The sequence below is a fragment of the Clavibacter quasicaliforniensis genome (genome assembly GCF_051201715.1).
Classification (GTDB): domain Bacteria; phylum Actinomycetota; class Actinomycetes; order Actinomycetales; family Microbacteriaceae; genus Clavibacter; species Clavibacter seminis.
In genome coordinates, this window is record NZ_CP139624.1 from 3148801 (window position 1) to 3171550 (window position 22750).

25 protein-coding genes are annotated in these 22750 nt (G+C 73.6%); 15 read left to right on the plus strand and 10 right to left on the minus strand.

The genetic code is table 11. From position 1 onward, the window contains the following. The first annotated feature begins 45 nt into the window (after positions 1–45). Both NL142_RS15060 and NL142_RS15065 read left to right on the plus strand, forming a co-directional pair. Complete coding sequence (locus NL142_RS15060) at positions 46–1845, plus strand: MinD/ParA family ATP-binding protein (RefSeq protein WP_435080347.1); 1800 nt, start codon at positions 46–48, stop codon at positions 1843–1845. Between the two features lie 80 nt (positions 1846–1925). Beyond that, positions 1926–3254, plus strand: coding sequence for an MATE family efflux transporter (locus tag NL142_RS15065; RefSeq protein WP_435080348.1), 1329 nt, complete (start codon positions 1926–1928; stop codon positions 3252–3254). Between the two features lie 15 nt (positions 3255–3269). Here the strand turns inward: NL142_RS15065 and NL142_RS15070 are convergent, their stop codons facing one another. Genes NL142_RS15070 through NL142_RS15085 form a run of 4 tightly spaced genes read right to left on the minus strand, consistent with a single transcriptional unit; the run spans position 3270 to position 6020 of the window. Beyond that, positions 3270–4130 carry an aldo/keto reductase gene (locus NL142_RS15070; RefSeq protein WP_435080349.1) on the minus strand — a complete coding sequence of 287 codons (861 nt, stop codon included), beginning with the start codon at positions 4128–4130 and terminating at the stop codon, positions 3270–3272. A gap of 23 nt (positions 4131–4153) precedes the next feature. Next, positions 4154–5074 carry a methyltransferase family protein gene (locus tag NL142_RS15075; protein WP_435080350.1) on the minus strand — a complete coding sequence of 307 codons (921 nt, stop codon included), beginning with the start codon at positions 5072–5074 and terminating at the stop codon, positions 4154–4156. Then, entirely contained in the window at positions 5071–5505 is a 435-nt protein-coding gene (locus tag NL142_RS15080; RefSeq protein ID WP_435080351.1) for a hypothetical protein, read from the minus strand. Before NL142_RS15080 ends, NL142_RS15075 begins: the two co-directional genes overlap by 4 nt. Next, positions 5505–6020, minus strand: a complete 516-nt coding sequence (locus NL142_RS15085) for an ASCH domain-containing protein (RefSeq protein WP_435080352.1) — start codon at positions 6018–6020, stop codon at positions 5505–5507. The genes NL142_RS15080 and NL142_RS15085 overlap by 1 nt, the downstream gene beginning before the upstream one ends. Positions 6021–6076: 56 nt before the next feature. On the opposite strand from NL142_RS15085, the gene NL142_RS15090 reads away from it, so the two are divergent. Together NL142_RS15090 and NL142_RS15095 are read left to right on the plus strand one after the other, a co-directional pair. After that, positions 6077–6613, plus strand: a complete 537-nt coding sequence (locus NL142_RS15090; RefSeq protein WP_194684187.1) for a hypothetical protein — start codon at positions 6077–6079, stop codon at positions 6611–6613. Positions 6614–6679: 66 nt separating this feature from the next. Continuing rightward, on the plus strand, positions 6680–7240 hold the full coding sequence (locus tag NL142_RS15095) for a GNAT family N-acetyltransferase (protein ID WP_435080353.1): 561 nt from the start codon (positions 6680–6682) through the stop codon (positions 7238–7240). On the opposite strand, the gene NL142_RS15100 is transcribed toward NL142_RS15095, so the two are convergent. Further along, entirely contained in the window at positions 7237–7755 is a 519-nt protein-coding gene (locus tag NL142_RS15100; protein ID WP_435080354.1) for a GNAT family N-acetyltransferase, read from the minus strand. The genes NL142_RS15095 and NL142_RS15100 overlap by 4 nt on opposite strands. Before the next feature lie 64 nt (positions 7756–7819). Next, on the minus strand, positions 7820–8530 hold the full coding sequence (locus NL142_RS15105; RefSeq protein ID WP_435080355.1) for an alpha/beta fold hydrolase: 711 nt from the start codon (positions 8528–8530) through the stop codon (positions 7820–7822). Between the two features lie 62 nt (positions 8531–8592). On the opposite strand from NL142_RS15105, the gene NL142_RS15110 reads away from it, so the two are divergent. From NL142_RS15110 to NL142_RS15155, 10 genes are all read left to right on the plus strand, one after another. Next, positions 8593–9201, plus strand: coding sequence for a TMEM175 family protein (locus tag NL142_RS15110; RefSeq protein ID WP_435080356.1), 609 nt, complete (start codon positions 8593–8595; stop codon positions 9199–9201). 134 nt (positions 9202–9335) lie between these two features. Continuing rightward, positions 9336–10304, plus strand: a complete 969-nt coding sequence (locus NL142_RS15115) for a DMT family transporter (RefSeq protein WP_435081609.1) — start codon at positions 9336–9338, stop codon at positions 10302–10304. A gap of 9 nt (positions 10305–10313) precedes the next feature. Next, positions 10314–11009: an endonuclease NucS gene (nucS, locus tag NL142_RS15120; RefSeq protein WP_043583795.1), complete on the plus strand. Its 696-nt coding sequence runs from the start codon at positions 10314–10316 to the stop codon at positions 11007–11009. A gap of 268 nt (positions 11010–11277) precedes the next feature. Then, entirely contained in the window at positions 11278–12399 is a 1122-nt protein-coding gene (locus NL142_RS15125) for a hypothetical protein (protein WP_435080357.1), read from the plus strand. 1 nt (position 12400) lies between these two features. Beyond that, positions 12401–14059 carry a glycosyltransferase family 2 protein gene (locus NL142_RS15130; RefSeq protein ID WP_435080358.1) on the plus strand — a complete coding sequence of 553 codons (1659 nt, stop codon included), beginning with the start codon at positions 12401–12403 and terminating at the stop codon, positions 14057–14059. A 49-nt stretch (positions 14060–14108) separates the two neighbouring features. Next, on the plus strand, positions 14109–14828 hold the full coding sequence (locus NL142_RS15135) for an HAD family hydrolase (RefSeq protein WP_435080359.1): 720 nt from the start codon (positions 14109–14111) through the stop codon (positions 14826–14828). A gap of 113 nt (positions 14829–14941) precedes the next feature. Beyond that, entirely contained in the window at positions 14942–15403 is a 462-nt protein-coding gene (locus tag NL142_RS15140; RefSeq protein ID WP_043583791.1) for a MarR family winged helix-turn-helix transcriptional regulator, read from the plus strand. Positions 15404–15462: 59 nt separating this feature from the next. Beyond that, positions 15463–16332 (plus strand): M56 family metallopeptidase, encoded by an 870-nt coding sequence (locus tag NL142_RS15145; protein ID WP_435080360.1) that lies wholly within the window; start codon positions 15463–15465, stop codon positions 16330–16332. 251 nt (positions 16333–16583) lie between these two features. Beyond that, complete coding sequence (locus NL142_RS15150) at positions 16584–17693, plus strand: VIT1/CCC1 transporter family protein (RefSeq protein WP_435080361.1); 1110 nt, start codon at positions 16584–16586, stop codon at positions 17691–17693. 63 nt (positions 17694–17756) lie between these two features. Next, entirely contained in the window at positions 17757–18392 is a 636-nt protein-coding gene (locus NL142_RS15155) for a HEAT repeat domain-containing protein (RefSeq protein ID WP_435080362.1), read from the plus strand. 127 nt (positions 18393–18519) lie between these two features. Here NL142_RS15155 and NL142_RS15160 read toward each other — a convergent pair whose 3' ends face one another. Further along, on the minus strand, positions 18520–19341 hold the full coding sequence (locus NL142_RS15160) for a DUF4062 domain-containing protein (RefSeq protein ID WP_435080363.1): 822 nt from the start codon (positions 19339–19341) through the stop codon (positions 18520–18522). A 111-nt stretch (positions 19342–19452) separates the two neighbouring features. Next, positions 19453–20322: an alpha/beta fold hydrolase gene (locus NL142_RS15165; protein WP_435080364.1), complete on the minus strand. Its 870-nt coding sequence runs from the start codon at positions 20320–20322 to the stop codon at positions 19453–19455. Positions 20323–20469: 147 nt separating this feature from the next. On the opposite strand from NL142_RS15165, the gene ectB reads away from it, so the two are divergent. Then, entirely contained in the window at positions 20470–21804 is a 1335-nt protein-coding gene (gene ectB / locus NL142_RS15170; protein ID WP_435080365.1) for a diaminobutyrate--2-oxoglutarate transaminase, read from the plus strand. 64 nt (positions 21805–21868) lie between these two features. Here the strand turns inward: ectB and NL142_RS15175 are convergent, their stop codons facing one another. Continuing rightward, complete coding sequence (locus NL142_RS15175) at positions 21869–22216, minus strand: ASCH domain-containing protein (protein WP_194684157.1); 348 nt, start codon at positions 22214–22216, stop codon at positions 21869–21871. A 38-nt stretch (positions 22217–22254) separates the two neighbouring features. Next, entirely contained in the window at positions 22255–22722 is a 468-nt protein-coding gene (locus NL142_RS15180) for a YybH family protein (RefSeq protein WP_194684155.1), read from the minus strand. Positions 22723–22750 lie beyond the last annotated feature (28 nt).

Genomic DNA, 22750 nt, shown 5'->3' on the forward strand with positions numbered 1-22750 from the left:
CTGGTAGCCTCGTCCGCGCAGGCGGGGACGATGAAGGCGAGCCACATGACCGACGACACGCACGACACCGGCCACCGCGACGGCGGCGCATCCGAGCCTCCCCTCCTCAGCCGCAGGGAGCTGCGCCGCCGCCAGCAGGAGATGGAGCGGAGCTCCGCCGACGCGTCGGGCGACGCGCACCGCTGGGTGGATCCGTTCCCCGCCGTGCCGCGCACCTCCGAGGGCGGCCTGTTCGGGCCCGACCGCGTGCGCCCCGGCGCAGCTCCCGTCGAGGCCGCGGCTCCCGAGGCCGATGACGCGGACGTGCGCGACGCCGACGCGTCCGGCGCCGAGCCCGACGAGGAGGTCATCGTCGGCATGCACGCCTTCGACGAGCTGTTCGACGACGCGGAGGACGACGACGTGGATCCCGAGGACCGCGTGCCCGCCGCCGCCGCGCCCTCTCCCGCGGAGGACGACGCGGACGACGACGCGCGACCCGCCGCCGCGTCCACCCCCTTCGACGCCGTCGTCTCCCCCGAAGCCGGATCCGCGTGGGCGGTCCCGGCGCCGCACGTCGTGAACGCGCATCCCTTCCGCATGCCGCTGCGCCCGAGCGCGGAGCTGTCCGGCCCCGAGCCGGCGGACGCCGAGCGCACGAGCCCCGCCCCGGCCGAGTCGCCCGCCGCGCGCGACGACGCCGCGCCCCTCGACGACGCGCCGCCCGCCCGCCCGCCCGCCGCCGCCGCGGTGGAGCCCCAGCCGACCCCGGTCGCCTCGCTCCCCGCCGCGCCGGACGACATCGAGGATCCCGCCGCCGCCCCGCGCCCCGGCACCGACCTCACGGCGTTCCCCGACGCGGATCCCCAGCGCTACGCCATGCGCACGCCGCGCGCCGACGCCGCCACGAGCGCCCTCACCCTCTTCCCCGAGCAGACGGGCCAGCGCGCGCCGCGTGGACCCGCCGTCGCGCGCACGGGCTTCCGCGGCTTCATGAACAGCATCACGGGCGGCGTCTTCAAGATCGGCCCGGGCGCCGAGGAGGCAGCCGCGAACGCGGAGGTCACGCGACGCCAGGGCGACGAGCGCGTGATCCGCCAGGCCACCTGGTCGCGCGCGGTCAGCGTGCTGGTCGCCAACCGCAAGGGCGGCGTCGGCAAGACGCCCACCTCCCTGATCCTCGGCGGCGTGCTCGGCTCCATCCGCGGCGGATCCGTCGCGGTGGTCGAGGTCACCGACGATCCCGGAGCGCTCGGCTACCGCGCCGAGGGCCAGCCGACCCGAGGGCTCGGCGAGCTCGTGCGCGACCGCGACGAGATCCACAGCGCGGGCCAGCTCGCCGGCTACACGGCGCCGCAGACGAGCTTCGCCTCCGTGGTCGCGTCCGTCGGGCCGCGCCGCGAGCTCACGGGCGACGACGTCATCGGCGTCTCGCGCCTCATCGACGAGTACTACGCGATGCGCGTGATGGACTCCGGCAACCAGCCGTCGTCGTCCGCGTTCCGCGGCGCGATCGAGGTCACCGACGTGCTCGTCGTCCCGGTGCTCAACGCGGGCGACGCCGTGCTCGAGGCCGTCGCGCTGCTCGACTTCCTGCGCGAGCTCGGCGGTCACGCGGCGATGCTCGCGGACAACGCGATCATCATCCGCCTGCACGACGGGCGCCCGGAGGATCCCGCGGTCGTCGCGCGCATCGACCGGATCCTCGACGACGCCCGCCCGGCGCAGATCTTCACGGTGCCGTACGACGCGCACATCGCGGAGCGCGGCCCGATCTCGCTCGCCTCGCTCGACCCCGAGGTCGCGCGCGCCTTCACGGCAGCGACCGCCGGGGTCGTGCAGCGGCTCGCGCACGCAGTCCGCTGACAGGCGCCTCCGAGGGCGGATCCGCCGGGCGCCGCCTGCGGATCCGCCGCCCGCTCGACCGCGAGATCCTCGCGCTGGCGGTGCCCGCGCTCGGCGCGCTCGTGGCCGAGCCGCTGTTCCTCCTCACCGACACGGCGCTCGTCGGGCACCTCGGCAGCGCGCCGCTCGCGGGCCTCGGCATCGCGAGCGTGATCCTGCAGACGATCGTCGGCCTCCTCGTCTTCCTCGCCTACGCGACGACCCCCACGGTCGCCCGGCGGCTCGGCGCGGGCGACCGGCCGGGCGCGATCCGCGCGGGCATCGACGGCCTGTGGCTCGCGCTCGCCCTCGGCGCGGTGGTGCTGGTCGTGGGGCTCGTGGTCGCGGATCCGCTCGTGCGCGCCCTCGCGGACACCGGCGGCGCCGACGCGGATCCGGCCGCCACCGCCGCCGTGGTCGACGCCGCGCGCACCTACCTCGGCATCTCGCTCGCCGGGATGCCCGCGATGCTCCTCGTCATCGCCGCGACCGGCCTCCTCCGCGGCCTCCAGGACACGCGCACGCCGCTCGTCGTCGCCGTCTCCGGCTTCGCGGCCAACGCGGCGCTCAACGCGCTCCTCATCTACGGGCTCGGGTTCGGCATCGCCGGATCCGCGTGGGGCACCGTCATCGCGCAGTGGGGCATGGCGGCGGTCTTCGTCGTGATCGCCGTGCGCGCCGCCCGCGAGACCGGCACGACGCTGCGGCCCGGGATCCGCGGGGTCGCGCGCTCGGCGGCGTCCGGCGGCTGGCTGCTCGTGCGCACGGCGTCGCTCCGGGCGGCGATCCTCGCGACGGTCGCGGTGGGCGCGGGCCTCGGGGTCACCGGGCTCGCGACCCTGCAGATCGCGCTCACGCTCTTCTCGACCGTCGCGTTCGTGCTCGACGCGCTCGCGATCGCCGGCCAGGCGCTCGTCGGCCACGGGCTCGGCGCCGACGACGTCCCGCGCGTGCGCGCCGTGTCCCGTCGGCTCGTGCAGTGGGGCGTGGGCCTCGGCGCGATCCTCGGCCTCGTGCTCGCGGCCCTCTCGCCGCTGCTCGGGCCGGTCTTCACGGGCGACGCGGGGATCCACCGCATGCTCACCGCCGTGACGCTCGTGCTCGCCGTCGGCCTGCCCGTCGCCGGCTACGTCTTCGTGCTCGACGGCGTGCTCATCGGCGCCGGCGACGCCCGCTACCTCGCCCTCGCGGGCCTCGTGAACCTCGCGATCTACGCGCCCGCGCTGATCCTCGTGGCCTGGCTCACCGAGACCGGCCGCGTCGCCGGCACCCCCGCCCTCCTCGCGCTGTGGGCGGCCTTCGGCCTCGTCTACATCGGCGCGCGGGCGCTCACGCTGGGCCTGCGGGCGCGCGGCGACCGGTGGATCGTGACGGGGGTCGCGCGGGCCTGATCCGTGCCGCGCGCGTCAGTACATCGCGAGCGGACCCGCGCCCTCGGGTGCCGGGAACGCGCGGTCGAGCTCCGCGAGCGTCTCGTCCGGGATCACGAGGTCGAGCGCCGCGCGGTTCTCGGCGACGTGCGCGGCGGTCGCGGCCTTGGCGGTCGCGAAGACGTGCGGCGCCTGGCGGAGGACCCAGGCGAGCGCGAGCTGACCCGCGCTCACGCCGAGCGGCTGGGCGAGGGCGGCGAGGGCCGGATCCGTCGCGAGGCGTCCCTGGTCGAGCGGCGAGTACGCCATGACGGGCATGCGGCGGGAGCCGGCCCACGGGATCACGTCGGCCTCGGGCCCGCGCTGCACGAGGTTGTAGAGCACCTGGTCGGTCTGCACGGCGTCGCCGCCGGGGATCGCGGCCAGCTCGTCGAGGGCGCGGGCGTCGAGGTTGCTGACACCCCAGGCGCGGATCAGGCCCTCCTCCACGAGCTCCTGCATCGCGGCGACCGTGTCGGCGAGCGGGTGGGATCCGCGCCAGTGCAGCAGGTAGAGGTCGAGCCGGTCGGTGCCGAGGCGGCGGAGGCTGCGGCGCGCGGCCTCGCCCGTGCCGCGGCGGGACGCGTTCGACGGCAGCACCTTGCTGATGAGGAAGACCTCGTCGCGGCGTCCGGTGATCGCCTCGCCGACGAGCTCCTCGGATCGCCCGCTGCCGTACATCTCGGCGGTGTCGATCGCGGTGAGGCCCGCGTCGAGGCCGGCGCGCAGGGCGTCGAGCTCGGTCGCGCGGGCGGCGGGCGCGTCGCCCATGTTCCAGGTGCCCTGGGCGAGGGCGACCGCGCTGCGGCCGTCGGGGAAGGTGGTCGTGGGGATCTCGGTGTCAGCCATCGCGTCCATCCTCCGCCGGTCGGGCCGGTGCGTCAGCGCGGCGTCGCCGCGACGCCCGGGAACGTCGGCACCCAGCAGCGCACGGCGGCGCGGTAGCGGCGGAACGGATCCCCGAAGCGGGCCTCGAGGTCCGCCTCCTCGCCCGGACGCACGACGTGGTTCCAGAGCGACGAGCCGATGACGGCGTAGGCGACCACGAGCCAGGATCCGAGGATCAGCCCGACGGCCGCAGCCTGCGTCACGCCCGCGAGCGCCATCGGGTTGCGGACGAAGCGGTACGGGCCCGCGATCACGAGGCGCGTGGCGGTCGCCGCCGGGAGCGGGGTGCCGCCGCCGCGGGTCGACATGGCGGCGGCCGACCAGATCCCGAGCGCGCTCGCGAGCACCAGCACGGCGATCCCCACGGGCAGCGACCACGACGGCAGCGGCACGGCCACGCGCCAGCGCAGCTCCAGCCAGCGGATCCCGAGCGGCGCGACCACGAGGAAGGAGCCCCAGAAGACGACGATCTGCGCCGCCGTCGCAAGCACGTGCCGGGACGTGGCCGCGCTCGCGTCGGCCGGGCGCGCGGCGAACGGGCCGATGAGCGCCCACCGGGTCGGCAGCCGGCCGACGAGCAGCAGGGCGCAGGCGACGAGGGATCCGAGGGCCGCCGCGGCCATGATCACGACGCCGATCCCGGCCTCGGTCGTGACGGTCGCGTACGCGGCGAGCGCGACGGCGACCAGGAGCGTCCACGCGGACGCGACGACGGCCGCCCACCGGATCCCCGCCGCGGCCAGCGCCGACCCGACCACGAACAGCGGGACGTCGAGGAGGGCGACGGGCAGCGGATCCAGCGACCCGAGCGTCGCGACGCGCACCGCCGGGACGAGCGGGACGGCTATCCACCACGCGGCCCCGCCGAGCGCCTGCGCGGCGAACCAGAGGCGCGCCCAGGTGCGCGCGGTCACCCCGTCACCGTGATCGGCACCTGGTACGACGCGCACGAGCCCTCGCCGTCGTCGCAGTCGTCGATGGCGCTGCCCCGCACCGAGATCGAGGCCGGGCCGGGCGCGATGTCCCCCGGCACGACGACGTCGCGGCGGAAGGCGCCGTCCGCGCCCACCTCGAACCCCTCGCCGCGCAGGGACGCGACCCCGCCGCCGGGGAGCGGCGCGTCGCTCTTGACCGCGATGGTGTGCGTGCGACCGGATCCGTAGCCCAGGTCGCAGTCGACGGCCGGGCTCGAGACGGTCACCGTGCCGCCGGGGGCGACCGTCGCGGGTGATGCGCTGAGCGGCGCGGGCAGGCAGCGGTCCGACCGGAGCGCACCGCAACCCGAGAGCACGCCGGCCAGCACGACCGCAGCGGCCCCGAGCGCCGCCGCCCTCCGCAGACCCATCACCGCGGGTCCGCGTGCTCCGGCGGCCACACCAGGGCGAAGCGCTCGAAGACGATCTCGTCGTCCTCCGACCACACGGCACCGCGCGCCGCGCTGACGCGCTCCCAGTAGATCCGGTGCTGCGTGCGCCAGCTCTCGAGCGAGAGGTCGTCCTCGCCCTCGTCGCGCGCGAAGGCGGCGTCGGCGCTCGTGAAGGGGCCGACGCGGAGCTCGGTGCTGCGGATCACGATGCGCGGCGCCCCGGTGCTGTCGCAGGCGATCCAGTGCGAGCCGATGCGCGGCACCTCATCGCCGCGCGCGAGGAAGTCGGCGACCAGCTCGGCGGTGGCCCGCTTCCGGCCGGAGAGCACGATCCCGAGCAGCTCGTCGGCGAGCCGGGCATGGTCGCCGAAGTGCTCGACCGTGTGCTCCGGACCCGCGGCGACGGCCTGCGGGTGCGCCTCGGCGTACGCGGCCCACATGCGCGCGGCGGCCTCGCGGTCGGGAGGGGAGACGGGCGCGGTCGCATCGCTCATGGATCCGATGCTCCCACGCATACGGTGCCTGCCCGAGGCGCGCCTAGCCTGATCCCGTGACCGACCCGCATCCGCACCCCGCCCCCGACCCCCGCGCCCGCCGCGCCCCCGACGCCGAGCAGCGCTCCGAGGCGCTCAAGGAGCGGATCTACGTCACGTTCACCGCGCTCGCGGTCACCATCGCGACCGAGCGCGAGGCGGAGCACGCGACCGTCGGCGGCGCCGCGCTCACCCTGCTGCTCACCGTCGTCGGCACGCTGCTCGCGGTGTCGGTGGCGGAGTACATCGCGCAGATGGTGCGCGACGGGGAGGTGCCGGACCGACGCGACGTCGGGCACATCCTCTACGTCGCCGCGAGCTCGCTCGGCGCCCTGCCCGCGCCGATGGCGATCCTCGGGCTCTCCGCCCTCGGCGCGCTCGATCTGGCGACGGCCCTGCGGATCATCGCGATCGTGCTCGTGGCGACGCTGGTGGTCGTGACGCTCGTGGCCGTCCGGCGCCTGCGCGTGGCGTTCGGCGTCAAGCTGCTGGTGCTCGCGGGGGTCGCGGTGCTCGGCGTGGCGGTGCTCGTGGTGGAGCTCGCCGTCCACTGATCCGCCGGGTGTCCGCTCGCCGAGGCCCGCCGCCGACCCGGCGCACCCGCCACGTAGCGTGGACGCATGACCGCGTCCCCGCTGCCCGCGCTCCTCGAGACCGCCCGCCTCCGGATGCGGCCGCTGGGCCCGTCGGACGTCGACGTCGTCCACCGTCTCTGGGCCGAGCGCGATCCCCGCCACCCCGCGAGGCGGCGCCTCGACGACGAGGGCCGCCCGTCCCGCGACGAGGTGCGCGACCGCCTCACGGTGCAGGCGGAGGAGTCGCTCCGCACGGGGATCGGGCTGCTCGCCATCGAGCGCCGGGACGAGCCGGGGGCGATCGGCTACTGCGGCCTCGTCGTCGGCAGCGCCTCCGTGGACGAGCCCGAGATGGCGTTCGAGCTGCTCCGCGTCGTCCACGGCTCGGGGCTCGCGACGGAGGCCGCGCGCGCCGTGGTCGACGCCGCCCGGGCGTCCGGCCGCGCACGGCTCTGGTCGACCGTGCGCCGGTGGAACACCGCGTCCTTCCGCGTGCTGGGGAAGGCGGGCTTCGCGGAGAGCGGCCGAGTGACGCCGGATCCCGAGGACGGCGACACCGTCTGGATGGTGTGCGACCTCGGCGATCCGCCGCCCGCGAGCGCCTAGGCCTCCCGCGTCTCCCAGCGCACCTCGCCGTCGACGCGCTCGTCCGTGGGCGCGAGCCCCAGCCGCCGGGCGACCGCCTCGGACGCCGCGTGGTCGGGGTGGATGTGCGCCCGCACGACGCGGACGCCGTCCTCCCGCAGCCACGCGACCATCGCCGCCGCGCACTCGGCCGCCGCGCCGGATCCCTGCGCCGCGGTCCCGACGAGCCACGCGACCTCCGCCACCCGCGCGGGCGCGCCGCCGGTCACGGTCGCCTGCACGAAGCCGGCCGCCCGTCCCGTGCCGCGGTCGCGGAGGATCCAGACGAGCCACCGCGCGGATCCGTCCGGCGAGCGCCCCGCGGCCTGCCGCGCGAACCGGACCTCGAGCGCGGCGGGCGACGGCGGCTCGCCCCCGGTGAAGCGGTACAAGGCCGGATCCGCCAGCACACCGACCATCTCCCGCGCGTGCGCGACCACCAGCGGCTCGAGCGCGAACCTCGCCGTGACGAGCACGGGAGCGGACGACGTCGTCATGGCCCGATGCTCGCACGTGTCGGGCGGGGTGCTGCTCGCCCGTCGCTGCGACGCCGGACGGGGATCAGCCGAACGCCTCCGGCAGCGCCGCCGTGAACTCGGCGAAGTGGGAGTACCAGACCGAGTGCGCGGCGCCCGGGATGCTGCGCACGTCGACGCCCACCGCCGCGAGGCGCGCGGCCTCCTCCGCGCTGACGAAGCGGCTCGGGTCGGCCCGCACGACGATGGATCCCGGCTCGGGCGCCCACGCGTACGACGGGACCGCGGCGAGCGCGGCGGCCGTGGCCGGGTCGAAGCGCTCCGCGGCGCGGCCCTCGACCTCGCGGTCGCGCTCGGAGTACTCCGGCCGCGAGATCCGCAGCGCCTCGGCCGTCCGGTTCCGGCGGTCGCGCTCGTAGGCGTCCCGGATCTCGACGGGGTCGCCACCACCGGCCGGCGCGAGCGGCGCATCCACGTAGATGACGACCTCGGGGCGCCGCTCGGGGAACGCCTCCCCGAGCACGATCCCGCCGAACGAGTGCCCGATCGCGAGCGCCGGCCGCTCGACGCCCGCGTCCGCGACGGCGCGCGTCACCGCGTCGGCCGCCCGCGGGATCGTGAGCGCCGGATCCCGGTCCGACAGCCCATGGCCGGGCAGGTCCACGGCGAGCACCCGGTACCCGCGCGCTACGAGGAGCGGCGCGATGCGCCACCAGCTCTCGGCGGATCCCATCAGCCCGTGGAGCAGGACGGCCGCGCGCGGCCCGGTGCCGGTCTCGTCGATGTGGAGGCGCATCCGTCCAGGAGATCACGCCGGCGCCTGCCGCGGTCCAGCCGCGCGCATGATCTGATTGCCCCATGCCCCCGGAACGCGGACTCGAGCGCCTCGTCGCCTTCAGCGACGCGGTCGTCGCCATCGCCATCACGCTCGTCGTGCTCCCGCTCGTCGACACGGCGCGCGACGGCGCCAGCGACAGCGTCCTCGGGTTCCTCCGCGAGAACGCGGCCCCGCTGGGCGCGGCGGCACTGAGCTTCGTGGTGATCGCGAGCCTGTGGCAGGCGCACCACTCCGTCTGGGGCCGGTTCACGTCGGCGACGCGCGGCATGATGCGGATGAACTTCGCCTGGCTCGCCGCCATCGTCTTCCTGCCGCTGCCGACGGTGCTCATCGTCGGGACGACCAGCGTGGACCGGCTCGGCGTCGTGATCTACATCGGCACGATGGTCGTCGCCACCTCCTCGCTGGCGATCGTCGCCGAGCTCGCCCACCGCGCCGGCGCCGAGGACGACGCCGCGGAGGCCGCGACCGCCTCGCTCCGCCGCCGCCGCTGGATCCCCGCGGGACTCATGCTCCTCGCCCTCGTGCTCGCCGCGGCGATCCCCGGCGTCGGCACCTGGGCGCTGCTCGTCCTGCTCGTGGCGATCCCGGCCGAGCGTCTCGGACGGCCGAGCGTCTCGCGCCGCTGATCCACGTCGCACCCCGTCGATACGCTGACGACGTGACACCCCGCGGCGCATCGGCGCCCACCCCCGCGCCCGCATCCGCCGCCTCGCCGCTCGCGCTCGCCGGCGGCCGCCGCATCGCGATCCAGTTCGCCGCCATGGGCACGGTGTGGGGCGCCAGCTTCCTCTTCATGAAGGTCGCGCTCGAGGGCGTCTCGTTCGGCCAGGTGTCGTGGACGCGGCTGGTGCTCGGCGCCCTGGCGCTCGGCCTCATCGTCGCCGCGCGCCGCCTCCCGCTGCCGAAGGAGCGCGTCGTGTGGTTGCACTTCGCGGTGGTCGGCGTCGTCGGATCCGCCATCCCCTACTCGCTGTTCGCCTGGGCCGAGCAGCACGTCACGTCGGGCGTCGCCAGCATCTACAACGCGACCACGCCGATCATGACGGCCCTCCTCGCGACGCTCGCCTTCCGCGTCGAGAGGCTGGGCCGCCGGCAGCTCGCGGGCATCGCGCTCGGGATCGTCGGCGTCGTCGTGATCATCGGCCCCTGGCGCCTCACGCCGTCCGCCGAGACCACCGCGTCCGGCCAGCCGCTGCTCGAGCTCGCCGGCCAGCTCGCCTGCCTCGGCGCGGCCCTCTGCTACGGGATCACGTTCGGCTACCTCCGCCGGTTCCTCACGCACCGCGGCATCCCGGGCGTCGTCACCGCGTTCATGCAGATCGGCATGGGCGCCGCCGCGATGATCCTCGCCACCCCGTTCCTCGCGACCGGCCCGGTGGCGCTCGACCTGCCCGTCGTCCTCAGCCTCGTGGTGCTCGGCGTCGTCGGCACGGGCCTCGCGTACCTCTGGAACATGAACGTGCTCTTGGCGTGGGGCCCGACCGCCACCTCCACCGTCACGTACATCACGCCCGTGGTCGGCGTCGCGCTCGGGATCCTCGTGCTCGGCGAGACCCTGCACTGGAACGAGCCCGCGGGTGCCGTCCTCGTGCTCCTCGGCGTGCTCCTCTCGCAGGGCCGCCGCCGCGCCGCGCGCGGATCCGTGACCCGGGCCTCCGCGACCGCCGCACCCGCCGTGGGCACCGGCGCCGCGCCCGCCGCGACGCGCACCCCTCCGACGCCCGGATAGGCTCGCCGGGTGCGTCTCGTCATCGCCCGCTGCTCCGTCGACTACGCCGGCCGCCTCAGCGCGCATCTCCCCCTCGCCACCCGCCTCCTCATGGTCAAGGCCGATGGGAGCCTCCTCGTCCACTCGGACGGCGGCTCCTACAAGCCGCTCAACTGGATGAGCCCGCCCTGCACGATCGTCGAGGTCGAGCCCGACGACGACCAGGCGCTCGCGGGCGTCCGCGAGATCTGGCGCGTCGTGCAGCCGAAGACGGCCGACATGCTCGTCGTCTCGATCCACGAGGTGCTGCACGACTCCGCGCACGACCTCGGCGTCGATCCCGGCCTCGTGAAGGACGGCGTGGAGGCGCACCTGCAGAAGCTGCTGGCCGAGCAGATCCACCTGCTGGGCGACGGCCACGAGCTCGTGCGCCGCGAGTACATGACGGCCATCGGGCCGGTCGACATCCTCGCGCGCGACGCGTCCGGGAAGTCCGTCGCGGTGGAGCTCAAGCGGCGCGGCGACATCGACGGCGTCGAGCAGCTCACGCGCTACCTCGAGCTGATGAACCGGGATCCGCACCTCGCGCCGGTCACGGGCGTCTACGCCGCGCAGGAGATCAAGCCGCAGGCCCGCACGCTCGCCGAGGACCGCGGCATCCGCTGTCTCCTCCTCGACTACGACGCCATGCGCGGGATGGACGACGGGCACTCCCGCCTGTTCTGACCCGATCCGCCCGCGGCCCGCCGCGTCGCGAGCGCCCGCCTGTCCATCGCGCGACGTGTCCCCGTTCGGGGGCTGTGCACTGCTCGGACCCGTGCCTAGCGTCTGACGGGCGACGGCTCATCGCCGCATGGCCGGGGGTGGACGTGAGGCGTGTGGAAGCGATCGCCGGGTCGACGCCGTGACGACGATGGACGCCACCGCCTCCCGCGCCGCCGCGCGAGCAGCCGGAGCCGGTGCCGGGCCCGGAGCGGGACCGACCGTCGCGCGCGTGCGCATCGACCCGTATCCGCGCCGCCGCGGGAACCGCTGGCTGCTGCGCCTGCTCTTCTCCCTCCCGTACGTCGTGGTCGCGATCCTCGGCGAGCGGGCGGCCGCGCAGACGCCCCCGGCGATGAGCACGGTGAACGCCGACCTCCTCGCGCGGGTCGCCCGGATCGACTGGACCCGCGCCGACGCCGCGTGGGTGGGCGACCTCTACCCGCCCGTCGGGACGGTCATCGCGGCCATCACGCCAGGCGGGACGCTCGGCCTCGGGATCGTCGGCGCGCTCATCGCGGGTCCGTTCCTGCAGCAGATGCTCCAGGCGATGCAGCAGCGCCGCTTCCCACCGGTCGAGTCCGCCATGTTCATGGCGGCCCTCGGCGCCAACCCCCTGTTCGCCCACATGGTGACCACCAACCTCGAGGCGTTCCTCGGCGTCGCGGCGTTCGGCGTGGGCGCGACCAGCATGGTCCGGTTCGTCGCCTACCGGAACACGCAGGCCGGCTTCCGCGCGGGGCTGCTGTTCTCGCTCGCGGCCCTCTCGAGCGCGAGCGGCATCGTCTACATCGTCGTCATCGGGCTGGCCGCGCCGCTGGTCACGCTGGCCCGCCGCGGGGAGCGCGGGGCCCGGGCGTCGAACATCCTCGTGCTCCTGTTCCCGACCCTCTCGGCGTTCCTCACCGTGTCGTTCCTGCAGCTCGTGTTCCTGCACCGGCCCTTCGCGTTCATCGAGGCGCAGTTCCACTACGACCCCGTGCTCTGGGCGACCGTGCCGCAGCTCGTCACCACCCTCAACGGGTTCCTGCTGCTCGCCCCGATGATCTCCGGCTGGATCCTCGCGCTCCTGGTCCGCCGCCCCGGCGCCGTGCTCATCTCCACGCTGCTGTTCCTCGGCCTGCTGACGGGCTACATCCTCGGCCTGATCCCTGCCAACTCCGCAGGCAACACCTTCTTCATCATGACGATGATGGGCATGGCGATCCTCCCGGCCGCGACCACGCGACGGGCCGACGTGCTCATCACGGTCGTCGCCGCCGTGCAGATCGCCATCGCCTGGGCGGCCGCGTACAACCGGCCCGTGGTGCTCGACTGGATGGGATCCATCGCCCGCGTCCTCGGGTGGGCGTGAGATGACGATCGCGCAGCCGACGTGGACGGACGGGATCGACCCGGACCTCGCCCGGCCGGGCGACCGCGCGCGCTACCTCGCCGAGGGCTGGCTCCCCGTCCGACGGCTCGACGACGGCCGGCAGCTCGTCGCCGCAGAGGAGCGGCGCCGGGATCCGGGGTTCGAGGCCGCGCTGGCCGCGGAGCTGGGCGGGCCGATCTCGGTCACGCTCGTCGACGCGTGGGAGCTGAAGGACGCCGTCCTCCGCCTCTTCGGCGAGGCCGTCGCGGACGACGCCGCCAACCGGCTATTCCGGCGGAACCCCGAGCTGTCCGGCCGCTTCGTCTTCTCGCGCGGGCAAAAGGCGGGCGCCCTGGTGGCCGCGATCCTCCTCGTGGCGCTGGCCGTGGTGTGGCCGCGGCAGACCGCCGTCGGCGCGCTCTCCGCGGTGAGCCTCGCGTTCCTCGCGGCGACGACGTTCAAGTTCCTGGTGGCGCTGCAGGGGGCGCGCTTCGACGTGGTGGAGCGCGTCACCGACGCGGAGGTCGCGCGCCTCGACGACGCCGACCTGCCCGTCTACACGGTCCTCGTGCCGGTGTTCCGGGAGGCGAACATCGTCGCCCAGCTCATCGAGAACCTCGGCGGCCTCGACTACCCGGCGCACAAGCTCGAGGTGCTCATCCTCATCGAGGAGGAGGACTCCGAGACGCGGGATGCGATCGTCCACGCGGATCCGCCCGCCCACTTCCACATCGTCACCGTGCCCGCCGGCCAGCCGCAGACCAAGCCGCGCGCCTGCAACGTCGGCCTCACGCTCGCGTCGGGCGAGTTCCTCGTGATCTACGACGCCGAGGACACGCCGGATCCCGACCAGCTCAAGAAGGCCCTCATCGCGTTCGAGCGCGGCGGGCCCGAGATGGTGTGCGTGCAGGCCGCGCTCAACTACTTCAACGCGACCGAGAACGCGCTCACGCGCATGTTCACGCTCGAGTACTCGTACTGGTTCGACTACATGCTCGCGGGCCTCGACCACTCGGAGCTGCCGATCCCCCTCGGCGGCACCTCCAACCACTTCCGCACGGGCGCGCTCGTCGAGCTCGGCGGCTGGGACCCCTACAACGTGACGGAGGACGCCGACCTCGGCATCCGCGCCTCGGCCGTCGGCTACCGCGTGGGCGTCATCAACTCCACGACCATGGAGGAGGCGAACACCTCCATCCCGAACTTCATCCGCCAGCGCTCGCGGTGGATCAAGGGGTACATGCAGACGACGCTCGTGCACGCCCGGCGCCCCGTCGCCCTCATCCGCGAGGTCGGGATCGTGCGCTTCCTGTCGTTCGCGCTGCTCATCGGCGGGACGCCGGCCACGTTCCTCGGCGTCATCCCCTTCTACCTCGTGACCATCGCGTCGCTCGCGATCCCGAGCACGGTCCTCACCTCCGTCTTCCCGGCGTGGGCGCTCTGGACGAGCCTGTTCAACTTCCTCATCGGCAACGGGGTCATGGTCTACGTCTCGATGATGGGGCCGTTCAAGCGCGGCACCTTCCACCTGATCCTGTGGTCGCTGCTCAACCCGGTGTACTGGATCCTGCACTCCATCGCCGCGTACAAGGGCCTCTGGCAGCTGCTCACCCGTCCGCACTACTGGGAGAAGACGGAGCACGGCCTCACGCAGCAGTGAGGGTGCGGGTTCCCGGCGGGCACCCGCACGACCCTCGTAGGGTGGCAGCGTGACCGCACCCGACACGTCCACGCCGTCCGCCGCCGTCGTCGGCTCCGCGCCCTGGAGCTGCATCCTCTTCGACCTCGACGGCACCATCACCGACTCGGCCCCCGGGATCACCGCGCAGCTCGCGAAGACGCTGGTCTTCATGGGCCTGCCCGTGCCCGGCCCGGCGCAGCTCCTCGAGTACGTCGGCCCGCCCATCCTCGACTCGTTCCGCGACCTCGCAGGCATGGACGACGACGCCCAGCAGCGCGCGCTCGCCCACTACCGCGAGGGCTACGCGGGCGGCGGCGTCTTCGACAGCTCGGTGTACGCCGGCGTCCCCGAGGTGCTGCGCGCGATCCACGCGGCCGGCATCCCGCTCTCCCTCGCCACCAGCAAGCCCGAGTCGCAGGCCCGCCGCGTGCTCGACCACTACGGCCTCACCCCCTTCTTCACCGAGATCTGCGGCGCGAGCGAGGACGAGGTGCGATCCGCGAAGGCCGACGTCATCGAGGAGGCCCTGCGCCGACTGCGCGAGGCCGGGGTCGACCTCGGCAACGCGGTGATGGTGGGCGACCGCGAGCATGACGTCCTCGGCGCGGCCGCCCACGGGATCCCGACCGTGATGGTCGGCTGGGGCTACGGCAGCCCGGCGGAGGCGGCGGGCACCATCGCGGTGGTCGAGACGGCCGCCGAGCTCGAGGCCCGGCTGATCCCGACGGCGGCCAGACCCGCCGCCTGAGGCTGCCGCTCCGAATCCCTCACAAGCAGGAGCCTTTCCACAGATCCGGTTGCTGAGGCCCGATGGCCCCGGGGTTAGCAACACGGAGTGACAGAATGACCCGCGGAGGAACCATGTCAACACCGCAGGACCTGCAGGACCCGCTCGCGCTCGACAGGCAGGTCAGCTACTCGCTCGTCGTCGCCGCCCGCAGCGTGACCGCCCTCTACCGACCCATCCTCGACCCGCTGGGGCTCACCCACCCCCAGTACCTCGTGCTCCTCGCCCTCTGGGCCCGCGGGCCCCGCTCGGTCAAGGACCTGAGCCACGAGCTCCAGCTCGACAGCGCCACGCTGTCCCCGCTCCTCAAGCGGCTGGAGGCGATGGGCCACGTGTGGCGCGTCCGCCGGGCCACGGACGAGCGCGTGCTGGAGATCGGCCTCACCGACCAGGGCCGCGAGCTCCGCGAGAAGGCCGTCGACATCCCGCAGCAGATCCGCGACCGCCTCTCCATGACGGAGGAGCAGCTCGAGGGCCTGAAGACCGTGCTGAGCCAGGTCATCGACAACGCGAAGGCCCTCCCCGAGACCATCTGACCGGATCCCCGGCACCCGCATCACCGGCACCCACGCACCACCCGATCGGAGCGCGACCAGTGAGCGACACGGTCCGCGCGGTGCTCCTGCTGGAGTGCTACGTCACGGTCACCCTCCTGGCGCCGCTCCTCCTCGGCCGCCTGCCGCTCGTCGCGCAGCGTCCCGTCGCGATGCTCGCGGCCTGGCACGGGTTCCTCGTCACGGCGGTGCTGAGCCTCGGATCGGGGCTCGGCCTCCTCATCCACCAGGGCATGGCGATGCAGGCGGGCGCCGGCCCGCAGCAGGACGCGGACACGGCGCCCGTCGCCGCGATCCCGCTGGCCTACGTGGCCGCCGGCGTGCTCGGCGTGCTGCTGTTCCGCATCGTGGAGGAGGGCGGCCGGGTGGTGCGCGAGGCCAGGCAGCGCGCGGGCGAGGTGGCGACGCTGCTGCTCGCGTCGCGGCCGTACCGGGTGGCCGGGCGGGATGCGCGCCTCGTCGAGTCCGACGTGCCGCTCGCCGCGCTCTCCCCCGCGACCGGCGTGATCCTCCTCACCACCGAGGCGCGCGCCCGCCTCGACGACGACGAGCTCGCGGCCGTGCTCGAGCACGAGACCGCGCACCTGGAGCAGCGGCACGCGCTCGCGGTGCGGATCGCCCAGGTCTCCCGCGCGATCCTGCCGGCGCTGCCCGCCAGCCAGCGCCTCGCGCTCTCCACCACCATCGCCATCGAGTTCATCGCCGACGACCACGCGGCCCGGGTCGCCGGACCGGCCACGGTCGCCGCGGCCCTCCGCAAGCTGGATCCCGACGGCGGCCTCTCCGCCCTCCGCGCCGACCGCATGCGCCACCCCCGCGGCGGGCACCGGATCGCGCTGCGGCTGCTGTGCGCCGTCGCGTGCGCGCTCCCCGTGCTGCCGCTGGTCATCGTGCTGCTGCCGGCAGCCTGAGCGACGGGGGCACCCGGGCCGCTCGGACCCGTGCGCTAGGGTCTCCTCTCGAAGGGGAGTAGTCCCCCCGGCCTTCGAGCCGGACGGCGATGCGTCGACATGCTGGCCCCCGGGCCCGGTGCATCACCCGCCACGAGCACGAGCGGCGGGCGGACGAGACCTTCGGCCAGACGAACGACAGGCGCACGATGCGCCGTCGCGTCGGCCGGAGACCCTCCCAGGTTCCCGGCCGTCGCCCGACCGGAGGACCCATGACATCCATGCCCCCTGCCCTCACGCCCGATCCGACGCCCGCCCAGGTGCGCCGCTGGCGGCAGTACCTCGCCGACGAGCGCGCCGAGGCCGCCGTCTACCGCGACCTCGCCGGTCGCCGCACGGGCGAGGAGCGCGAGATCCTGCTCGCCCTCGCCGAGGCCGAGGGCCGCCACGCCGACCACTGGATCGAGCTGCTCGGCGACCGCGTCGGCAAGCCCGTGCGCGGCGACATCCGCACGCGGATCCTCGGCCTGCTCGCCCGCCGCTTCGGATCCGTCTTCGTGCTGGCGCTCGCGCAGCGCGCCGAGAGCCGCTCGCCGTACGCGGACGACGCCGACGCGACCGACGCCATGGCCGCCGACGAGCGCGTGCACGAGGAGGTCGTGCGCGGCCTCGCCACCCGCGGGCGCATGCGCCTGTCGGGCACGTTCCGCGCCGCCGTGTTCGGCGCCAACGACGGGCTCGTCAGCAACCTGGCGCTCGTGCTCGGCATCACCGCCACGGGCGTGCCCAACGCCGTGATCCTCGCCACGGGCCTCGCGGGCCTCCTCGCCGGCGCGCTCTCCATGGGCGCGGGCGAGTTCGTGTCGGTGCGCTCCCAGCGCGAGCTGCTCGAGGCCTCGGCCCCGGATCCGGGCACGCGCGACGCCCTCCCCCACCTCGACGTCGACGCCAACGAGCTCGCCCTCGTCTACCGCGCTCGCGGCATGACGGAGGAGGAGGCGCTGACGCACGCCGACGAGGTGCTGCGCGACCTCGCGGCCGAGACCCGGCCGATCCCGGTCAGCATCGCGGGCGTCGCCGCACCGGAGGACGACCACGAGAGCGTCGGCACCGCCTGGGGCGCGGCCATCTCGAGCTTCTGCTTCTTCGCGTCCGGCGCCGTGATCCCGGTGCTCCCCTACCTCTTCGGCCTGCAGGGCCTCGCGGCCCTCGCGGTCGCGTGCGTGCTCGTGGCCATCGCGCTGTCGATCACGGGCGCGGTCACCGGCCTCCTCTCGGGCGGCCCGCCGCTGCGCCGCGCGGGACGCCAGCTGGTCATCGGCTTCGGCGCGGCCGGTGCCACCTACCTGCTGGGGCTGCTCTTCAACACACAGGCCGGCTGATCCGCCGGTCCCGCCGTCCTCGGGCGGCGGGGCCGGCCTGCCGCAGCCGATACGGTTGTCCGCATGGCTGACGGAGATGACCCCCGCCGTCGCGAGGACTCCCTCGCGACGCGCATGAGCGACGCGGTGTCGCGCACGAGCGAGCGGGAGGTCGCCCTGCGGGCGATGGGCCTGCTGGACGGGCTGTACGAGGGCGACGACTTCCTGCTGCTGGTCGGCGGACGCCACGCCCGCGGGATCCTCAACGGCGCACCTCCCCTCTACTGGCCCGAAGCGTGGGGCGCCCGCGCGCTCCTCTACGCCTGGACGCCCGAGGCCGCGAAGGTCGTCGAGAAGAACCTCACGAACCGCGCCTGGCGCGTGCGCGAGGCGTGCGCCAAGGTCGTCGCGACCCGGCAGCTGCCGCTCGTGCGCGCCCTCACCGTGCTCGTCACCGACGAGAACGCCCGCGTCCGCGGCGCCGCCCTCCGCGCGCTCGGCGCCGTCGGCGGCCCGTCCGACGAGGAGGTCATCCGCCGCGCGCTGACGGATCCCGACACCTCCGTCCGCGTCGCCGCCCACGACGGCCTCGAGGCCCTCGCCGCCCGCCACGATCAGGTGCTCTCCCCCGCGGGCCGGCACGCGGCCGCGGCGGCCGAGGCGAGCGCGGCCGCCGAGGATGACGACGACGCCGACGCCGAGGACGACGACCGCTCCTAGGCCTTGATCCCGGAAACGAGGCAGCCTTTAACCGACGAGGGTAAGACTTTCCATGATTCCGACTATGATCGCGGAATACCAAGCGGGCTATTGTGCCCAATTTACGGAAGGCCCTATTTAAAGGATCTCAGTCGACATAAAAGTCTTTTGATACCGACCTGCCGTCTTCAGTCCAGGTTATACGCAAAATACTTTCGCCGCCGCCGTATGTGAATGCCGTGTTGACTCGACGCGTTTGGCCAGCGTGCACAACGGTTGGGCCGTCACTGGTTGCGATATGCATAGAAGTCGGTTCTCCGACTGATGCATAGGTAACACCTTGGGCGTCAACGCCACCGTTGTTTGTGACCTCTAGCCATGTACGCGTTCGGTTTTTCGGCTGCCCCTTTGTGTTGTACGTCACATCACTTTCACGTTTGGGCTGCACGAGAAACTCGATACCTCTGCGCGTCGCAGATGGGGCTAAGTCCGTAGGCGTAAGGTCAGCAATGTCGTGTTCGATGGCCTTCCAAACCTCATGTTGAAGTTGGCTTACGTTCTTATATTCGCCTAAGAGGCCCTTCGACTCCATGTCCGCACGAAAGGCCCTGACCGCTGCAAGCTGATCCGTATCAACATCCGCTGGCAAATCAGCCGATGAGAAGTAGAGGTGTACTGGCTTACCCGCGCCGACTGCGCGGTTAATCTCTTCCGCCGTTCCGGATATTGCATCAGGTGTCGCAGATCCGAGTCTTCCGGCGAACATTGCAAAGACTATGTCTGATTGATCGACTCCTTGTGAGTTGATCAACTGCTGCGGATGCGCACCCAGGAGAGGTATAGCCGATGTCTCCCAGCGCCACGGCTGCAGGATTATGCCTTTCGATTCCGAATTTGCATCGTTCCAGCCGTATATCGCGCGCTCTACAGCATCGCGCGAATCTGCGACATCCGAGGGAGACGCGATCATGACGCGGACGACTGTGGCTAGATATGTCATAAGGCGAGAGTAGCCAATTCCCGCATGCCGATCGTCACATCACAGATCCCCCGAATAGGTGCCATGAGCCTCGCAAAAGCATCAGGGCAGCGACGCGAGGAAGTCCTCCACCAGGCCCGCGAAGAGATCGGGCCGCTCGATCTGGGGCATGTGCCCGCAGTCGGGGATCAGGCGCGTGCGCGCGTCGGGGAGCTCGCGCGCGACGGCCGCGAGGTGCGCGGGCGGGAGGATCCGGTCGCGGTCGCCCCACACCGCGAGCACCGGCAGGCGCGACTCCCGCACGCCCTCCACGAGCGGCCGACGCCAGCGCGAGCTGACGCCGCGGACGGTGCCGAGGTCGCGCGCGATGTCGAGCATCGTCGCCGCGTGGGTCGGCCGGGCCGACAGCTCCTGCGCGTGCCGCACGCGCGCGTCGGTCGTGAGCGCGGGGTCGTGGAAGATCGTGCGGGTCGAGCGGCGCGAGTTGCCGGGCGTCGGGCGCATCAGCAGCGTCGCGAGCGGGTCGAAGGCGAGCATCCGGAGACCGACGGTGACCTGCCGGCCGAAGCCCGCGCTGTCGGCGAGCACGAGAGCGCGCACGCGATCCGGGTGCCGGGTCGCGAGGGTCATGGCGACCGCGCCGCCGAGGGAGTTGCCGACCACGGTCACGGGACCCGCGACGCCCGCCGCGTCGAGGTACGCGGGCAGCGCGTCGGCGAGCGACTCGAGCGTGGTGGGCCCGGCGACGGGATCCGACCAGCCGAACCCCGGCAGGTCGAGGCTGTGCAGCTCGTGGCCGGCGGAGAGGCGGGCGTGCTGCTCGTCCCAGTCCTCGAGGCTGCGGCCGATGCCGTGCAGGAGGAGGAGCGGATCCCCGGAGCCCGTCACGCGGTGCCGCACCCGCCGGCCGTCGACGTCGAGCATCGCGGTCCCCGGGGCCCCGAGCGGATCGACGTCCCCGGATGCGGCCATGCCGCGACCCTACCGAGATCCCTCGCCCGAGGGATTCAGCGATGTCGGGAGGAGGTGCGACGATGGAGGGGCTGCGCATCGCAGCGCCTTCCCCGTCGCCCGGAGCCACGAGCCCGCCCGACGTGCGGCGATCGACCCAGGTCGCCGATGAGCATCAAGGAGCGACACGGCATGACGATCTTCGAGCAGATGGAGTCCGAGGTCCGGAGCTACAGCCGCGGCTGGCCGGTCGTGTTCGACCGCGCGGTGGGCAGCGAGATGTTCACGGCCGACGGCGATCGCTACCTCGACTTCTTCGCGGGCGCCGGCGCGCTCAACTACGGGCACAACAACCCGGGGCTCAAGCAGAAGCTCGTCGACTACATCCTCCGAGACGGCGTCACGCACTCCCTCGACATGTTCACGGAGGCCCGCCGCGACTTCCTGCAGACCTTCCAGGACGTCATCCTCCAGCCGCGCGGGCTCGACTACCGCATCATGTTCCCCGGCCCGGGCGGCGCGAACGCGGTCGAGGCGGCGCTGAAGCTCGCGCGCAAGGTCACCGGCCGCACCACGATCGTCCACTTCACCAACTCGTTCCACGGCATGACCGAGGGCGCGCTCGCGGTCACCGGCAACGCGCTCAAGCGCGGCGGCGCCGGGCACCCGCTGCACCACGCGGTCGCGGTGCCGTTCGACGGCTACCTCGGCGGCGAGACCGACAGCCTCGCGTACTTCGAGAAGCTGCTCGACGACTCGGGCTCCGGCTTCGACACCCCTGCCGGGGTCATCGTCGAGACCGTGCAGGGCGAGGGCGGCATCAACGTCGCTACGCCCGAGTGGCTGCGGAAGCTGCGCGACCTCACCACTCGCCACGGCATCGTGCTCATCGTCGACGACGTGCAGATGGGCTGCGGCCGCACGGGCGGGTTCTTCAGCTTCGAGGAGTCGGGCATCGTCCCCGACATCGTCACGCTCTCCAAGTCCATCGGCGGCTACGGCCTGCCCATGGCGCTCACGCTCCTCAAGCCGGAGCTCGACCAGTGGAAGCCGGGCGAGCACAACGGCACCTTCCGCGGCATCGCGCCCGCGTTCCTCACGGGCGCCGAGGCGCTGCGGCTCTACTGGGCCGACGGCGAGCTCGAGGCGTCCACGCTGCGCAAGGGCGAGCGCATCCACGAGGTCTTCACCGAGATCGCCGCCTCGGCCGCGCCGGAGATGCAGCTGAAGGTGCGCGGCCGCGGGCTCGCGCGCGGCATCGAGTTCCCCTCGGGCGATCTCGCCGGCGCGGTCTGCCGGGCGGCGTTCGAGCGCGGCATGCTCATGGAGACGAGCGGTGCCGGCGGGACGGTCATGAAGGTGCTGCCCGCCCTCACCATCACCGACGCCGAGATCGAGGAGGGGCTCGCGATCATCCGCGCGTCCGTCGCCGAGGTCCTCGGATCCACGAGCGAGGAGCTCGCGGCCGACGAGGTGCCGCTGCCGGTGGTCGTCGGGAGCTGATCCGCTCCTCCGCATCACCTCACGGCCCGGTCCCGCATGCGCCGTGGCCGGGCCGTCGCTCGACTCAGGCCAGGGGCGAGCTGTCCTGCAGCTCGATCTCCGCGACCACGACGGCCGCCGACGCCGGCATCGCGGGGTAATAGTTCTCGCGCAGCTGCTCGGCGAAGAGCGCCATGTCCGTGCCCGGAGGCTGGTGCGCGTCCGCCGGCGTCAGATCCGCCAGGAGGTGCCGCCGCACGGAGGTGACCCGTCCGGCGAGGGGGACCGCGGTGGGGTGCTCGTCGAAGACGAACGTCGCCGGGCCGACCCGCAGGTCCTCGGCGAAGCGCACGGTGGTGACCTTCTCGCCGCTCACGATCGCGTCGTGGTGCTTCCGATGGAAGTGGACGACCTGGGCTCCTGCGTCGGACATCCGTCGAGCCTACGGGCGCGACACCCGCTCGCGGACGGTCATCGGCGCGGGACGGCGCGGTCCGGCTCGTCCTCGGGGCGACCGGCGTACCACTCGTGGAACTCCGTGCACCGGCCGTCGGCGTCGAACCGGAGGAACCAGATGTTGTCGTACGCCGTGACGACCTCGTCGCCGTCCGACGCGAGGAAGACGGTGCGCCCGTGCGCGACCGCGGTGTGCCCCTCGACCACCACCGGCTGGTACTCGGCCTCGAAGCGCTCGCCGACGAAGGCGTCGCGCTCGGCCATCCACTCCGCGACGATGGCGGCGCGTCCCGTCGCGCGGATCTCGAACGGGTAGTGCCACACTGCGTCCTCCGACCACAGGGCCGCGATGTCGGCGGGCTCGTAGGACCGCCAGGCGGCGACGTAGGCGTCGAGCCAGCGCGCCACGGCGGCCCTGCTGATGCCGGCACGCGAGACGGATCGTGGCGCGTGCCAGGAGGGGCGGTCGAGCGGGGAGGTCATCGGGAGAGCGTACGTCCGACCGGCGACG

Excerpts from the sequence above, each read along its gene's own strand:
- NL142_RS15060 (WP_435080347.1), top strand. The coding sequence starts at position 46 with ATGACCGACGACACGCACGACACCGGCCACCGCGACGGCGGCGCATCC.
- NL142_RS15070 (WP_435080349.1), bottom strand. The coding sequence starts at position 4,130 with ATGGACGCGATGGCTGACACCGAGATCCCCACGACCACCTTCCCCGAC.
- NL142_RS15080 (WP_435080351.1), bottom strand. The coding sequence starts at position 5,505 with ATGGGTCTGCGGAGGGCGGCGGCGCTCGGGGCCGCTGCGGTCGTGCTG.
- NL142_RS15085 (WP_435080352.1), bottom strand. The coding sequence starts at position 6,020 with ATGAGCGATGCGACCGCGCCCGTCTCCCCTCCCGACCGCGAGGCCGCC.
- NL142_RS15095 (WP_435080353.1), top strand. The coding sequence starts at position 6,680 with ATGACCGCGTCCCCGCTGCCCGCGCTCCTCGAGACCGCCCGCCTCCGG.
- NL142_RS15100 (WP_435080354.1), bottom strand. The coding sequence starts at position 7,755 with ATGACGACGTCGTCCGCTCCCGTGCTCGTCACGGCGAGGTTCGCGCTC.
- NL142_RS15105 (WP_435080355.1), bottom strand. The coding sequence starts at position 8,530 with ATGCGCCTCCACATCGACGAGACCGGCACCGGGCCGCGCGCGGCCGTC.
- NL142_RS15110 (WP_435080356.1), top strand. The coding sequence starts at position 8,593 with ATGCCCCCGGAACGCGGACTCGAGCGCCTCGTCGCCTTCAGCGACGCG.
- NL142_RS15115 (WP_435081609.1), top strand. The coding sequence starts at position 9,336 with ATGGGCACGGTGTGGGGCGCCAGCTTCCTCTTCATGAAGGTCGCGCTC.
- NL142_RS15130 (WP_435080358.1), top strand. The coding sequence starts at position 12,401 with ATGACGATCGCGCAGCCGACGTGGACGGACGGGATCGACCCGGACCTC.
- NL142_RS15140 (WP_043583791.1), top strand. The coding sequence starts at position 14,942 with ATGTCAACACCGCAGGACCTGCAGGACCCGCTCGCGCTCGACAGGCAG.
- NL142_RS15150 (WP_435080361.1), top strand. The coding sequence starts at position 16,584 with ATGACATCCATGCCCCCTGCCCTCACGCCCGATCCGACGCCCGCCCAG.
- NL142_RS15155 (WP_435080362.1), top strand. The coding sequence starts at position 17,757 with ATGGCTGACGGAGATGACCCCCGCCGTCGCGAGGACTCCCTCGCGACG.
- NL142_RS15160 (WP_435080363.1), bottom strand. The coding sequence starts at position 19,341 with ATGATCGCGTCTCCCTCGGATGTCGCAGATTCGCGCGATGCTGTAGAG.
- NL142_RS15165 (WP_435080364.1), bottom strand. The coding sequence starts at position 20,322 with ATGGCCGCATCCGGGGACGTCGATCCGCTCGGGGCCCCGGGGACCGCG.
- ectB (WP_435080365.1), top strand. The coding sequence starts at position 20,470 with ATGAGCATCAAGGAGCGACACGGCATGACGATCTTCGAGCAGATGGAG.
- NL142_RS15175 (WP_194684157.1), bottom strand. The coding sequence starts at position 22,216 with ATGTCCGACGCAGGAGCCCAGGTCGTCCACTTCCATCGGAAGCACCAC.
- NL142_RS15180 (WP_194684155.1), bottom strand. The coding sequence starts at position 22,722 with ATGACCTCCCCGCTCGACCGCCCCTCCTGGCACGCGCCACGATCCGTC.